Source organism: Mesorhizobium sp. M0119, from assembly GCF_040322615.1.
Taxonomy (GTDB): Bacteria; Pseudomonadota; Alphaproteobacteria; order Rhizobiales; family Rhizobiaceae; genus Mesorhizobium.
The window spans coordinates 18,894-32,649 of record NZ_JAMYTU010000018.1 but is presented as its reverse complement, the minus strand read 5'-3'; the positions used below and the strand labels follow the sequence as shown (position 1 = coordinate 32,649).

Sequence of the window (13,756 nt, the reverse complement as noted above, 5' to 3'; positions counted from 1 at the left end):
CCGATCTCCCCCCAAGTGGGGGAGGTGTCCGGCAGGACAGAGGGGGGTGCGACAAAGCGATCCCGAAGACGTCTTCACACCGGCGACATTCACGATAGTGGTGTGATCCTAAGACCCGCCCGCCGCCAGTAGCGACAGCGTGCGCACATTGTCGGAGCCTTCGAAGTCGGCAAGCCGGGTCGGATACTGGCCGGTGAAGCAGGCGTCGCAGAATTGCGGCTGCTCGTTGTCGCGGCCGGCCTCGCCGACGGCGCGGTAGAGCCCGTCGATCGACAGGAAGCCGAGCGAATCGACGCGGATGAACTCGGCCATCTCCTCCACCGACATGCGCGACGCCAGCAGCTTCGACTTTTCCGGTGTGTCGACGCCGTAAAAGCAGGAGGCGCGCGTCGGCGGCGAAGCGATGCGCATATGCACTTCCTTGGCGCCGGCATCGCGCACCATCTGGACGATCTTCTGGCTGGTGGTGCCGCGCACGATCGAATCGTCCACCAGCACCACGCGCTTACCTTCGATCATGCGGCGGTTGGCGTTGTGCTTGAGCTTGACACCCATGTGGCGGATCGAATCGCCGGGCTGGATGAAGGTGCGGCCAACATAGTGATTGCGGATGATGCCGAGCTCGAACGGAATGCCCGCGGCCTGCGAAAAGCCGATCGCCGCCGGCGTGCCCGAATCCGGCACCGGCACGACGATGTCGGCCTCGACCGGACTTTCCTGCGCCAGCTCGGCGCCGATGCGCTTGCGCACTTCATAGACGTTGCGGCCTTCGACCGACGAATCCGGCCGCGCGAAATAGACATATTCGAAGATGCAGAAGCGGGTCTTCTGCGGCTCGAACGGGAACAGGCTTTCGATGCCCTTGCTGGTGACGACGACCATTTCGCCGGGCTTCAGGTCGCGCACGAAACGCGCACCGATAATATCGAGCGCGCAGGTCTCGGAGGCGAGAATCCAGGCGCCGTCGAGATCGCCGAGCACCAGCGGGCGGATGCCGAGCGGGTCGCGGCACCCGATCATCTTCTTGGACGTCATCGCCACCAGCGAGAAGGCGCCTTCGACTTGGCGCACCGCATCGATGAAGCGCGAATTCAGGTCGCGCTCCTTGCTGGTGGCAACCAGGTGCAGGAGCGTTTCGGTGTCGGAGGTGGAAGAGAAGATGGCGCCTTGCTTCTGCAGGGCGCGCTGAACGGTCATGGCGTTGGTGAGATTGCCGTTATGGGCGACGGCAAAGCCGCCATCGGCAAGTTCGGCGAAGAAAGGCTGGATATTGCGCAGACCGGCGCCGCCGGTGGTGGCATAGCGTGTGTGGCCGATGGCACGGTTGCCTTGCAGGCTGTCGATGACACGCTGCTTAGTAAAGGTGTCGCCGATCAGGCCGACATGGCGTTCGACATGGAATTGGGTGCCGTCATAGGAAACGATGCCGGCCGCTTCCTGGCCTCGATGCTGCAACGCATGCAGACCGAGCGTTACAATGGCTGCGGCGTCCTGCCGGCCGAAAATGCCGAACACGCCGCATTCGTCGTGGAAATGGTCGTCGGCTTCGGCGGAAAGCACGTCGTCTGCGTCTGCCACTGAGGCTGCCATTGGGGCTCAAGCTCCGCTAAAGTCGCCATATAAGGTCATAGCGCATCGAAAGCAACGCACGTCGTGCGGCGTTCACATGATCGACAGTCTTGAGCCTCGCAAGTCTGTCGAAATCAGTTTGCCGGCGCCGGGTTTGCAGGTGCCGGCGTCGCGGGCGCATTGTCGGCCGGCGGCGCATCGCTGTCGTCGGGTGCCGGAGCAGTGGCGTCGTCGCCGGCGGCAGGGGCTTCCGCTGCAGGCGCGTCGGGGGCCAGAGGCGTCTCGGTGGCCGGCTGATTCGGATTGAGCTTGTTGAGGATGGCGTTTTCCGGATCCTCGGGCAGCAGGCTTTCGAGCTTGGCGCCGATCGATTCGAGCAACGGCTTTGACTTGGCGTTGGCAATCCAGCCTGGAGCCTTGGCGCCGGCCAGCCAATTGAAGAAAAGCAGCGCGACAGCGACGACCAGGATGCCGCGCGCCGCGCCATAGAGGAAGCCAAGTGTACGATCGAGCGCGCCGATCCTGGAATCGATGATCCAGTCGGCGAGCTTCATGGTGATGACCGAAACGACGATCAGCGCGACAATGAAGACGATACCGGCGGCCGCCGCCATGGCGGCCTTTTCGTTGTCGACATAGGGCTGAATGTAAGGCAGCACCGGCTTGTAGAAGAAGAAGGCGGCGGCCGCGGCGGCTGCCCAGGAGATGATCGACAGGATCTCGCGCGAAAAGCCGCGAACCATAGCGAGCATCGCCGAGACCAGGGTGAAGCCGACGAGAATTCCGTCAAGCAGCGTAATCGGCATGTTTTTCGCCCCACTCCGATCTCTTTTTCACGACTCGACGAGCCGCATCACTCTTGCTCGTCGGCGCGGCTGCGCCGAGAGCCGGCTATGCGCGCCACGAGATCGGCAAGCTCGGTGGGCTGGAAAGCGCCGGCTCCGATCCCCCCGACCCCATTACCACCAACAAGTTCCTCGCTGCCCAAGGGCAGAACCGCGCGTCCGAAACCCAGCTTTTCGGCTTCCTTGAGGCGCTGCTGCGCATGCGCAACCGGCCTCACCGCACCCGAAAGGCTGATTTCGCCGAAATAGACGCAATCGGCGGGAAGGGCAAGACCGGTGAGCGAGGAAACCAGTGCCGCCGCCACCGCCAGGTCGGCCGCCGGCTCCGAAATGCGGTAGCCGCCGGCAACGTTGAGATAGACGTCGTGCGTGCCGAAGCGGACGCCGCAATGGGCTTCCAGAACCGCCAGGATCATCGACAGCCGGGCACCGTCCCAGCCGACGACGGCGCGGCGCGGTGTGCCCAGCGTCGATGGCGCCACCAGCGCCTGGATCTCGACCAGCACCGGCCGTGTGCCTTCCATGCCGGCGAAAACCGCGGCACCCGGCGACTTCGCATGGCGCTCACCGAGGAAAAGCTCGGACGGGTTGGCGACTTCCCGCAAGCCCTTGTCCGACATTTCGAAGACGCCGATCTCATCGGTTGGCCCGAAGCGATTCTTGACCGTGCGCAGGATGCGGTAGTGGTGGCCGCCTTCGCCCTCGAAATAGAGCACCGCGTCGACCATGTGCTCGACGACGCGCGGTCCGGCGATCTGGCCCTCCTTGGTGACGTGGCCGACCAGAACGATCGCCGCCCCTGTGGATTTTGCGTAGCGGATCATCGCCTGGGCGGCGGCACGCACCTGGGTCACCGTGCCGGGCGCCGAATCGGCCATATCGGTCCACAGCGTCTGGATCGAATCGAGAATGACCAGATCCGGCCGCTTGCCATCGGCGATGGTGGCGAGGATGTCCTCGACATTGGTTTCGGCGGCGAGCTCGACCGGGGTGTCGGCGACGCCGAGCCGCTGGGCGCGCAGCCTGATCTGCGCGACCGCCTCTTCGCCCGAGACATAGACGATGCGGTGGCCCTTTGCCGCCAGCGCGGCCGCGGCCTGGGTGAGCAGCGTCGACTTGCCGATGCCGGGATCGCCGCCGACCAGCAGCGCCGAGCCGCGCACGAAGCCGCCGCCGGTGGCCCGGTCGAGTTCGCCGATGCCGGAGACGATGCGCGGCGCGTCCTCGATGTCGCCGGAGAGGCTGGTCAGCACCACCGCGCGGCCCTTGCGTGCATTGCGCGTATTGGCCGGGCCGGAGCCGATACCGCCTGACGTACCTTCCTCGACCAGCGTGTTCCACTCGCCGCAGGCATCGCATTTGCCAGCCCAGCGCTGATGCACCGATCCGCAATTCTGACAGATGAACTGAATGCGGGATTTGGCCATCAGGCGCGGCCTGCGGCAATTGAAAGACAGGTCAGCGGGACAGCGGCCCCCTCTGTCCTGCCGGACATCTCCCCCTCAAGGGGGGAGATTGGCAGCTCCGATATTGCCGTACATCTAGCAGCATTGACGATTGCCGAAAGCCGAAATGACATCCGATCTCCCCCCTTGAGGGGGAGATGTCCGGCAGGACAGAGGGGGGTGCGAAGGAATGAGACCTGTATCAAGAGGTCACTCGAACCGATCCGGCAAATGATGCTCTTCCGCAAGGTCCGAGAAGCGGGTGAATTCGCCCTGGAAGGCGAGGCTGACCGATCCCGTTGGGCCGTGGCGCTGTTTGGCGACGATGACCTCGGCCTTACCGCGCATCTCGTTCATCTCGTGTTCCCATTTGATGTATTCGTCGGTGCCCGGCTTCGGCTCGCGGTTCTTCAGGTAATATTCCTCGCGGTAGACGAACAGCACCACGTCGGCGTCCTGCTCGATGGAGCCCGATTCGCGCAGATCCGAAAGCTGCGGGCGCTTGTCGTCGCGGCTCTCGACCTGGCGCGACAGCTGCGACAGCGCGATGATCGGCACCGCCAGCTCCTTGGCTAGTGCCTTGAGGCCGGTGGTGATCTCGGTGATTTCCTGGACGCGGTTTTGCGAGGATTTCGCGCTCGATCCCTGCATCAGCTGGATATAGTCGATAACAATGACGTCGAGGCCGCGCTGGCGCTTCAGGCGACGCGCGCGGGCCGACAGCTGAGCGATAGAAATGCCGCCGGTCTGGTCGATGAACAGCGGGATTTTCTGCATTGTCTGCGAGCAGGCGACCAGCTTTTCGAAATCCATCTCGCTGATCTCGCCGCGCCGGATTTTCGACGACGGGATTTCCGTCTGTTCGGAAATAATGCGGGTGGCCAGCTGTTCGGATGACATTTCGAGCGAAAAGAAGCCGACGACGCCGCCATTGGCCGCCTTGAACGAGCCGTCCGCCTGCTGCGCCGGGACATAGGCCTCGGCGATGTTGAAGGCGATATTGGTGGCGAGCGAGGTCTTGCCCATGCCGGGGCGGCCGGCAATGATGATCAGGTCGGACGACTGCAGGCCGCCCATGCGGCGGTCGAGATCGCGCAAGCCGGTAGCAACGCCCGACAAATGCCCGTCGCGCATATAAGCCGCATTGGCCATGTCGACGGCGGTCTTGACGGCATCGGTGAAGCTCTCGAAGCCGCCATCGTAGCGGCCGGTTTCGGCCAATTCGAACAGGCGCCGCTCGGCATCCTCGATCTGGTCGGAGGGCGACATGTCGACCGGCGCGTCATAGGCGATGTTCACCATGTCCTCGCCGACAGTGATTAGCGCGCGCCGCGTCGCCAGATCGTAGATGGCGCGGCCATAGTCGGTGGCGTTGACGACGGTGACGGCCTCGACCGCCAACCGCACGACATATTGCGCCACCGTCATGTCGCCGACCTTCTCGTCGGCCGGCAGGAAGGTCTTCAGCGTGATCGGCGTCGCGATCTTGCCCATGCGGATGAGCTCGGCCGCGACCTCGAAGATCTTTCTATGCAGCGGCTCGTAGAAATGGCCGGGCTTCAGGAAGTCGGAGACGCGGTAGAAGGCATCGTTGTTGACCAGTATGGCGCCGAGCAGCGCCTGCTCGGCCTCGATATTGTTCGGCGCCTCGCGATAGAGCGGTGTTTCCGCCACGCCGAATTTTCGTGCTGCCTCTGCCATGATGTCCCCGGTCCTGATCCCCGTCTCTCGATATCAGAACGAGACAAGTCAGTGATGACTTATCTGCATCAGTCCCCAACCAACCAACTTTGATGCCCGCGATTCACAGCCAGGATCTTTCGGTGGAAAGAATCTCGATTGACTCGAATCAAGATGGCGAGCCTAGCCGTTCTCAGGCGAGAACAAAACAGGAAAATAGCTGCCGGTCATTCCGGCAAGGCATCACCCCAATCCAGTCGCCGCGCGGCCTTGAACGTCTCGCCGTCGCGCTTGGTGAACAGTCGCTCGGCAGCACCCCCATCCTGTTCGCAAAGCTTCAGCAAGACCTTGCCGGAGCCCGACTTCGGCGGTGCGATCACTCGCGCTCGAGGCGGAGCGGCCGGATGGCGGGAGGCCGCGACAAAGATGAATTTCTCGTCCTCCCACGGCACCTCGGCATCCTTGGCCAGACGGTGTAGGCGCGAGCGGGCGACGCGGCGGGCGAAATGGCACCAGTCGGGGGCGACGAGCGGGCAGGGCGCCTCATGCGGGCAGGGCGCAAGCACGTGCGCGCCCGCCTCGATCAGCTGCCGCCGCACGGCAAGAATACGCTGCCAGCCGGCCGGCGTGCCCGGCTCGACCACCAGCAGCGTGTCTGCGGTCAGCTGCCAGAGCCGGTCGACGAGTTTTGCCAGCGATGCCGGCGCGATCTCATCCAGCACATAGGCTGAAGTCACCAGCTCGGCCGGCTCCAGATCGACCAGGTCGATGGTGATGTCGCCGGTCCGCCAGGCGGTCCTGGCCGTGATCGAATCCGCGGCAAGTGCTTCGCCGACCCTTCGTACCGCGGCGCCGGCCTCGAGTAGCACCGCCTGTTCGAGATCCGGCCAGAGATTGATTGTGGCCCAAAGCACCGTGCCAGGGCCAGCGCCGACATCGAGCAAGGTCTTCGGAGCATAGTCGGGCCGAGACTCGCCCACCGCATCGAGGCTGGCGCGAACGGCCGCATAGGTCGCCGGTAGCCGCGTTGCCAGATAGGCCTTCACCGCCATGTCTTCGGCCATGTGCAGGCGACCGTCGCGCAACTCTGCGCGGTAGCGGTCCGACAGCGTCTTTGCCGCTTGCTTAAGCATCGGCAACGGCACCTGTTCGAGAAGGCGGTCGACGCCTTGTCTAAGCGGGACGGGCAGTTCCATCGCTTAGGCAGTCCGAGGTGCGAGCAGAATGACCGAGGCGCCAACGATGCAGATCGCGGCACCGGCAAGATCCCAGCGGTCGGGGTGCACGCCTTCCGCCAGCCACAACCAGGCCAGCGAGGCGGCAATGTAGATGCCGCCATAGGCGGCATAGGCCCGGCCCGCCGCGCTGGTGTCGACCAGCGCCAGCAGCCACGCGAATAGCACGAGCGAGACGAGACCGGGCGCCAACCACAGCGGCGACTTGTCCAGCCGCCACCACGCCCAGAACGAAAAGCAGCCGGCGATCTCGGCAAGTGCGGCGGCGACGTAGAGGAGGTAGGTCATGAAAAAAGGTCCTGCGTTGACGGGACCCTTTTCAGCGTGCCGGCCGGCAATGACAAGCGGCAATGGCGTGATGCCGGCAGTCTACTCCGGATCCGCCACCTTGCGGCGGCGAGTGGGCTTGGCCACCGGAGCCTTTTCGCGACGTCCAAGATCGCGCATCTCCAGCGCCTTCTCGCAACTGGCCATGTAGTCGCGCGTCATCGGCAGCGTGTCGTTCTTCTTGGCAATCTGGATCTGGAAGATCACCAGATCCTGCCAGCGGAAGGCAGCTTCCGAGGCGGCAAGATAGAACTCCCACATGCGGCAGAAGCGCTCGTCATAAATCGCCTTGGCCTTGTCGCGGTTGGCCGCGAAGCGCTCGCCCCAATGCTTCAGTGTCTCGGCATAATGCAGCCGCAGAACCTCGATATCGATGACGACGAGCCCCGATTTTTCGATGGCCGGCATCACTTCGGATAGCGACGGGATGTAGCCGCCCGGGAAGATGTACTTGCGGATGAAGGCGCTGGTTGCCCACGGCACGCCGGAGCGGCCGATCGTGTGCAGCAGCATGACGCCGTCCGGCTTCAGCAGCGTCGCCGACTTGTCGAAGAAGGTGCGGAAATGATTGACCCCGACATGCTCGAACATGCCGACGGAGACGATGCGGTCGAAACGCTCATTGAGCTCGCGATAGTCCTTGATGTCGAAATGCACCCGGTTTTGCAGGCCTTGCGCATGGACGCGGTCGGTGGCGACGCCGTGCTGCTCGGTCGACAGCGTCACGCCTTGCACGTCGACGTCGAACGCCTTGGCTAGATAGAGCCCAAGCCCACCCCAGCCGGAGCCGATATCAAGAACCGTCTGGCCGGCCTTCAGCCTGAGCTTGGCGGCGATATGGCGCTTCTTGGCCGCTTGTGCCTCGTCGAGCGTCATGTCCGGCTGCTCGAAATAGGCGCAGGAATATTGCATGTCCTCATCGAGGAAGAGGCGGTAGAGGTCGCCCGACAGATCGTAATGGCGCTGCACGTTGCGGCGCGCCCGCGACGCCGTGTTGATCTGCTGCAGGCGCCGGAAGGCGTGGCGCAGACCTTCGATCGCCTTCGACCAGGTGGCATCGATACCGCCGCTGCCCATGTTCTGGAAGGCAATCCGCATCACCCCCAGCACGCCGCCCTCGAGAATGTCGAGTTCACCGTCCATGTAGGCTTCCGGCACCGCCAGCATCGGATCGAAGGTTATTGCGCGCTCGGCATGCCTTGTCTTAATGTGCATGTGCACCGGCTCGCCGCTGCCGTCACCGAAAGTCACCATCGAGCCTTGCGGCCCTGTCACCTTGAGATTGCCTATGCGGACCAGGCGGTCGAGAACGCGTTTCAGCAGAATATTCATGACCAATTGTCCCCTCTCGGCCAGACATGCTGTCCTATTCTGCATCAAGATATAGGGGTTCGAAAAGTTCCATTTGGCATAAAAATGCCCGGGTAGAGGCCCGGGCATTGGTCCAGAATAGCGATTAGCCGGCGAATGCCGACGAAATGACGATCAGCCGTTGTCTTCGCCGCCTTCGAACTCCGCATTCGGATCGAAGAAGTTTTCCGGCCGCGCATTATCGTTGATGTCCTCGCCGTAGATGGCTTCGGCGGTGGTCAGTGTTTCGCCCTTGGCCTGGCGCTCGGCTTCGTCGGCCGTGCGGGCAATGTTGAGCGTGATGGTAACCTCGACTTCCGGGTGCAGCGCGATCGCCACATTGGTGACGCCGATGGTCTTGATTGGCTGGTTGAGCAGGATCTGGTTGCGGTTGACCGAAAAACCTTCCGCCGTCACCAGCTCGGCGATGTCGCGCGTCGAGACCGAACCATAAAGCTGACCGGTTTCGCCGGCCGAGCGCACGGCGATGAAGCTCTTGCCGTCGAGCTTTTCTGCAATCTGCGCGGCTTCGGACTTGCGCTCCAGGTTGCGGGCTTCGAGCTGGGCCCGCTGTCCCTCGAACTTCTTCTTGTTAGCTTCGTTGGCGCGCAGCGCCTTGCCTTGCGGCAGCAGGAAATTGCGGGCGAACCCGTCCTTGACCTTGACGGTATCGCCCATCTGGCCGAGGCGGGAAACGCGTTCGAGAAGAATGACTTCCATGGTTTTGTTCCTTCGCTTGGGCGCTATCCTCAGGATCGGCGCCGAGTTGTCTGGAACAGGTCAGGAAGCTGGGGCGTCGCCGCCTGTGTCGCTGTCCTGCCTGTCGCGGCAGTTAGGATCTCTTGTCGAAATCCAACCCGGGATTTGGTGTTCGATCCGGCTACGCCCGTCGTGGCCGGTGAAAAAGCGGGCGGCGAACCGCCCGCCTGAAGTGTTAGCGGACCACGTAGGGCAGCAGGCCGAGGAAGCGGGCGCGCTTGATCGCCTTGGCGAGTTCGCGCTGCTTCTTCTGGCTGACGGCGGTGATACGCGATGGCACGATCTTGCCGCGCTCGGAGATGTAGCGCTGCAGAAGCCGCACGTCCTTGTAGTCGATCTTCGGCGCGTTGGCGCCGGAGAACGGGCAAGTCTTGCGGCGACGGTGGAAGGGGCGCCGGGTTGGGATCTGGTTGATGTCGACCATTATTCTGCGGCTCCTTCAAAGCCTTCGCGCGGACGGCGCGGGCCACGATCGGCACCGCCATCGCCGAAGCTGCGCGGCGGACGATCACCACGGTCACCGCGATCGCGGTCGCCGAATGAGCGCGGGCCACGATCGCCACGGTCGCGGTCGCCGAAGCCGCCGCGTTCCGAGCGCTCTTCGCGCTTCTGCATCATTGCCGACGGACCTTCCTCATGCGAATCGACCTTGATGGTCAGGAAACGCAGCACGTCCTCGGACAGGCCCATCTGGCGCTCCATTTCATTGAGCGCGGCCGGCGGGCAGGTGATGTCCATGAGTGTATAATATGCCTTCCGGTTCTTGTTGACCCGGTAGGTGAGGGACTTCAGTCCCCAGTTCTCGACCCGGCCGACGGACCCGCCATTCGCGGTGATGACGCCCTTGTACTGTTCGACAAGCGCATCGACCTGCTGCTGCGAGAGGTCCTGCCGGGCAAGAAACACATGTTCGTATAGAGCCATAGTGTTCGTGCCTTTCTTCGTTTCTCTCCCGGTTCCCGGCGGCAAAAGCCTCTGCAACTTCTCTGACCCGCAATCCTTGCGAAGGCGGGGAAGAAAGGAGCATGACGAGACGGTCGAGAGCGGAGACACGGGAGGCGGAAGCGCTTCTGGCTTCACGCGAAGGTTTCGAAAAACCTCCGGCCCTCCGTTCAGCCCCCAGCAAGGACCGGCAGATTGCGGCGTCTATACAGGAATTTGACCGCAAAGCAAGGCCAAACCACAGAGCAAACGGCTTCACCGTCCCAGAGCGTAACGGGCCTCGATGGCGGGTGTTTTACGGATTTCCTGAAACCGGACCTTAACCACCATGCGAAGTTCCAGCACCGGCGGGCGTGGCTTGCATCTTCGCATCTCGGCGACATCGACGCTACGCGCAAGGACGTCTTCGACCGTTATTTCCAGACCAATGTCGCCGGCCACAGGCCGCTCTCCCGCCGCCGCTGCTCAGCTCGTGTGCGCAGCCACTTTGCCTGTGGTTTCGGGGAAGAAATCGGGCGCCGCATGGCGCTTGCCGAACATCATGTCGTATTGCAGCAGACGGAAGTCGCGGATTGCCGGGTCGATCTCTTTCTGACGCGACCAATCGGGGGTGGCATCGCCTCCCGGTGCCAGCAGCAAATTACGGTCGATGACGCGATAACGGTCCCGCAACTGGCCGAGGAAGCCGGTGTAATAGGGATGGCTGATGCCGGCCGTCTTGAGGATATGGTAGGGCAGGAAGGCCGGGCTGACGGCGCCCAGATCCTCGGCCGGGCCGCTGCGGTTCGACCAGACGATCAGCGGCGTCTGGTGGTGCAGCAGCATCTGGTCGGCCGCCTCCTTGCGCGGCGCAACATTGTCCTTCAGGAAGCCGGTCTCGACGTAGACCGGCCCAAGCGGCGGCAGATGGTCGCCGAAGAAGGCGATGACGGTCGGCCGCTCGCGTTTCTTCGCCCATTCGATCAGGCGCTCGAGGCCGCGGTCCGCGTCGGAAGAGCCTTCGGCGTAGCTCAACAGCGATTCACGCGCCCACTGGCTGATCGGCGCCTGCACCTTGTGGGTCGGATTGTTATAGCGATACGGCTCATACGGTCCGTGGTTCTGCAGGCTGACGGCGAAAAAGAAGACCGGCTCGGCGCTGGTATCGGCTTCGTGGATGATCTCGTCGGTCATCGCTGCGTCCGACGCGAGCGGTCCGCGTTTTTGCATGGGCGGCAACGTCTCCTCGGACTTGAAGTCGTTGAAGCCGAAATCGGCATAGACGGCCCCCCGGTTCCAGAACCAGTTGGTTCCGGGATGGATGGCACGCGCCCGGTAGCCCTGACTTTTCAGGAAGGTCGCGAGCGAGGGGGTCGGTGTCCGCACATATTGCTGGTAGGGAATGCTGCCCGCCGGCAGGAAGGCGTTGGAAAAGCCGGTCAGGGCCTCGAACTCGATGTTGGCCGTCATCCCGCCGAATTCGGGCGAGAACATGGAGCCCGTGCGCAGTGCCCGCACATTGGGGATAGGGTCGGGTGTGATGGTGACGCCGGGCAGCTTGGTCGGATCCCAGAAGGACTCGCTCATGACGACGATGATGTCGGGCTTCTCGGCGGGTACCGAGGCCGTTACCTGCGGTTTGCCGATCGCTTCGATTGCCTTGTCGGAATAGCCGGGCGGCGCCGAGACGTGGGCCATCGGGACGTTCAGCGCGAAGGCGAGCGCAAAACCGTTTGAGGCATAGTTTTCCTTCTGGTCCCACATGATCGGGATGATCTGCAGCCGGTCGCGCGTCCACGAGAAAGTGGCGTAGTCCATGATGGAGACGAAGAAGGCGATCAGCGGCACCGTCAGCATCAGCCGGGCAAGGCGGCCCTTGTGGCTGAGCGCCGGAACGCGGCGGCGCCAGAGCCGCCAGCCATAGACGAGCAGCGACAGCCCGCCGACGATGCCGATCGCCAGGGCAATGGCGGTTCCCGGGCGATCGCGTACCAGAAGCGGCATCAGTGCCACGATCTGCCGGGAATAGAGGAAATCTGTCGGATAGAGCGGATCGCCGAGATAGAGCGACTTCTGGTGGCCGACGAACGCCAGCGACAACGTCAGCGGCGCGACGATCATCAGGCTCTGATGACTGCGGCCGAGCATGGCGTCGAGGCCGATGAGGATCAGCGCAAAAATGATGATCGTGGTCCAGCCGGGTTTGAAAGGCTGCAGAAAGAAATCGATGGTGCCGGCAAAGTTGCCGCGCACGATCAGTTCGATGGCAAACACCAGGACGGCCGCAGCCAGCAAGCTGATAAGGCCATAGCGGATGACAGGCCATCTGCGCGCCGGCAGATAGCCGGTCGACGGATCGCCTTCGAGAAACTGTGGCGCCGCCTCGGCTGCGCTCTGCTTGGTCTTTGCCACTTCAATAGTTCCCCGGCCCGCAACAAAAGCGTCACTCGATTGTCATCGAACTGTCACGCAAAGCCTAGCGCCTGCGGCGGAAATAAGAAGAGCCAGCAAACAAATCGTGAGCGGTTTTCATCATGAGTGATCGCCAAAAAGCCTGCCGAAACAGGCACTCGGCCGACATTACGAGGTCAAGGTTGGACTTGACTTGGCCGCACGCCTTGCGTCACAGGCAACGTGAACCAGCAGCTGGGAGCCGCCGATGGCCATCGCATTCACCTTTCCGGGGCAGGGCAGCCAGGCTGTCGGCATGGGCAAGGATCTCGCCGACGCCTTTGTGGAATCGCGGCGGATCTTCGAGGAAGTCGACGACGCGCTCGGCGAAAATCTATCGAAGCTGATCTGGGAAGGCCCGGAAGAGATGCTGACGCTGACCGCCAATGCCCAGCCGGCACTGATGGCGGTGTCGCTTGCCGCAATCCGGGCGCTGGAGGCGCGCGGCTTCTCCCTGAAAGGCAAGGTCACCTATGTGGCCGGCCACTCGCTCGGTGAATATTCGGCACTTGCGGCCGCCGGTTTCGTTTCAGTCGCCGACGCCGCCCGGCTGTTGCGCATCCGCGGCAACGCCATGCAGGCGGCGGTACCGGCCGGCGAGGGCGCCATGGCGGCGATCATCGGGCTGGAACAGGCCGACGTCGAGGGCGCTTGCGCAGTGGCCGCCCAAGGCGCCGCCAAAGATCCCGCGCGAGCCTTGGTTTGCCAGATCGCCAATGACAATGGCGGCGGCCAGCTGGTGATCTCCGGCGCCAGGCCGGCGGTCGAACTGGCGGCGAAACTATGCACGGAGAAGGGCGCCAAGCGGGCGCTGATGCTGCAGGTCTCGGCGCCCTTCCATTCGGCATTGATGAAGCCGGCGGCCGAGATCATGCGGGAGGCGCTGGCCGCCGTGACTAAGAGTGCGCCCGCCGTGCCGCTGGTCTCCAATGTTACGGTGACCCCGACGAGCGATCCCGACGAGATCGCCCGCCGCCTTGTCGAACAGGTGATCGGGCGCGTGCGCTGGCGCGAAACGGTGGAGTGGTTCGGCAGCAACGGCGTCCGCACACTTTACGAAGTGGGCGCCGGCAAGGTGCTGTCGGGGCTGGCGCGGCGCATCAATCGCGACATCGCCACCAGCAGCATCGGATCGGCGGCGGAGGTCGAGACGGTACTTGCCGCCTTGGTGTGA

General features: G+C 63.4%; 13 protein-coding genes. 1 reads left to right on the top strand and 12 read right to left on the bottom strand.

Annotation, left to right across the window (positions count from 1 at the left end; genetic code table 11):
* Window positions 1-108 precede the first annotated feature (108 nt).
* The 12 genes from purF to NKJ40_RS17930 all read right to left on the bottom strand — a co-directional run bounded on the left by purF (window position 109) and on the right by NKJ40_RS17930 (window position 12,543).
* Window positions 109-1,578: an amidophosphoribosyltransferase gene (gene purF / locus NKJ40_RS17985; protein WP_023677717.1), complete on the bottom strand. Its 1,470-nt coding sequence runs from the start codon at window positions 1,576-1,578 to the stop codon at window positions 109-111.
* Window positions 1,579-1,703: 125 nt separating this feature from the next.
* Window positions 1,704-2,375 (bottom strand): CvpA family protein, encoded by a 672-nt coding sequence (locus NKJ40_RS17980; RefSeq protein ID WP_023677716.1) that lies wholly within the window; start codon window positions 2,373-2,375, stop codon window positions 1,704-1,706.
* A gap of 47 nt (window positions 2,376-2,422) precedes the next feature.
* A complete protein-coding gene (radA, locus tag NKJ40_RS17975) occupies window positions 2,423-3,841 on the bottom strand; it encodes a DNA repair protein RadA (protein WP_352453216.1) in 1,419 nt (472 codons plus the stop codon).
* 228 nt (window positions 3,842-4,069) lie between these two features.
* Window positions 4,070-5,560, bottom strand: coding sequence for a replicative DNA helicase (locus NKJ40_RS17970; protein ID WP_023677714.1), 1,491 nt, complete (start codon window positions 5,558-5,560; stop codon window positions 4,070-4,072).
* Between the two features lie 206 nt (window positions 5,561-5,766).
* Window positions 5,767-6,735 carry a small ribosomal subunit Rsm22 family protein gene (locus NKJ40_RS17965; RefSeq protein ID WP_352467172.1) on the bottom strand — a complete coding sequence of 323 codons (969 nt, stop codon included), beginning with the start codon at window positions 6,733-6,735 and terminating at the stop codon, window positions 5,767-5,769.
* Between the two features lie 3 nt (window positions 6,736-6,738).
* Entirely contained in the window at window positions 6,739-7,062 is a 324-nt protein-coding gene (locus NKJ40_RS17960; RefSeq protein WP_352467171.1) for a YnfA family protein, read from the bottom strand.
* Window positions 7,063-7,143: 81 nt separating this feature from the next.
* Window positions 7,144-8,433 carry a cyclopropane fatty acid synthase gene (locus NKJ40_RS17955; protein WP_352467170.1) on the bottom strand — a complete coding sequence of 430 codons (1,290 nt, stop codon included), beginning with the start codon at window positions 8,431-8,433 and terminating at the stop codon, window positions 7,144-7,146.
* Between the two features lie 153 nt (window positions 8,434-8,586).
* The gene (rplI, locus tag NKJ40_RS17950) at window positions 8,587-9,171 is read right to left on the bottom strand and encodes a 50S ribosomal protein L9 (protein WP_254820243.1); all 585 of its coding nucleotides are present in this window, start codon (window positions 9,169-9,171) and stop codon (window positions 8,587-8,589) included.
* Window positions 9,172-9,385: 214 nt separating this feature from the next.
* On the bottom strand, window positions 9,386-9,634 hold the full coding sequence (gene rpsR / locus NKJ40_RS17945; RefSeq protein ID WP_006203718.1) for a 30S ribosomal protein S18: 249 nt from the start codon (window positions 9,632-9,634) through the stop codon (window positions 9,386-9,388).
* Complete coding sequence (gene rpsF / locus NKJ40_RS17940) at window positions 9,634-10,134, bottom strand: 30S ribosomal protein S6 (protein ID WP_023677709.1); 501 nt, start codon at window positions 10,132-10,134, stop codon at window positions 9,634-9,636. Before rpsF ends, rpsR begins: the two co-directional genes overlap by 1 nt.
* A 273-nt stretch (window positions 10,135-10,407) precedes the next feature.
* Window positions 10,408-10,593, bottom strand: coding sequence for a hypothetical protein (locus NKJ40_RS17935; protein ID WP_352467169.1), 186 nt, complete (start codon window positions 10,591-10,593; stop codon window positions 10,408-10,410).
* A gap of 24 nt (window positions 10,594-10,617) precedes the next feature.
* Window positions 10,618-12,543: an LTA synthase family protein gene (locus tag NKJ40_RS17930; protein ID WP_352467168.1), complete on the bottom strand. Its 1,926-nt coding sequence runs from the start codon at window positions 12,541-12,543 to the stop codon at window positions 10,618-10,620.
* 247 nt (window positions 12,544-12,790) lie between these two features.
* On the opposite strand from NKJ40_RS17930, the gene fabD reads away from it, so the two are divergent.
* Window positions 12,791-13,756 carry an ACP S-malonyltransferase gene (gene fabD / locus NKJ40_RS17925; protein WP_352467167.1) on the top strand — a complete coding sequence of 322 codons (966 nt, stop codon included), beginning with the start codon at window positions 12,791-12,793 and terminating at the stop codon, window positions 13,754-13,756.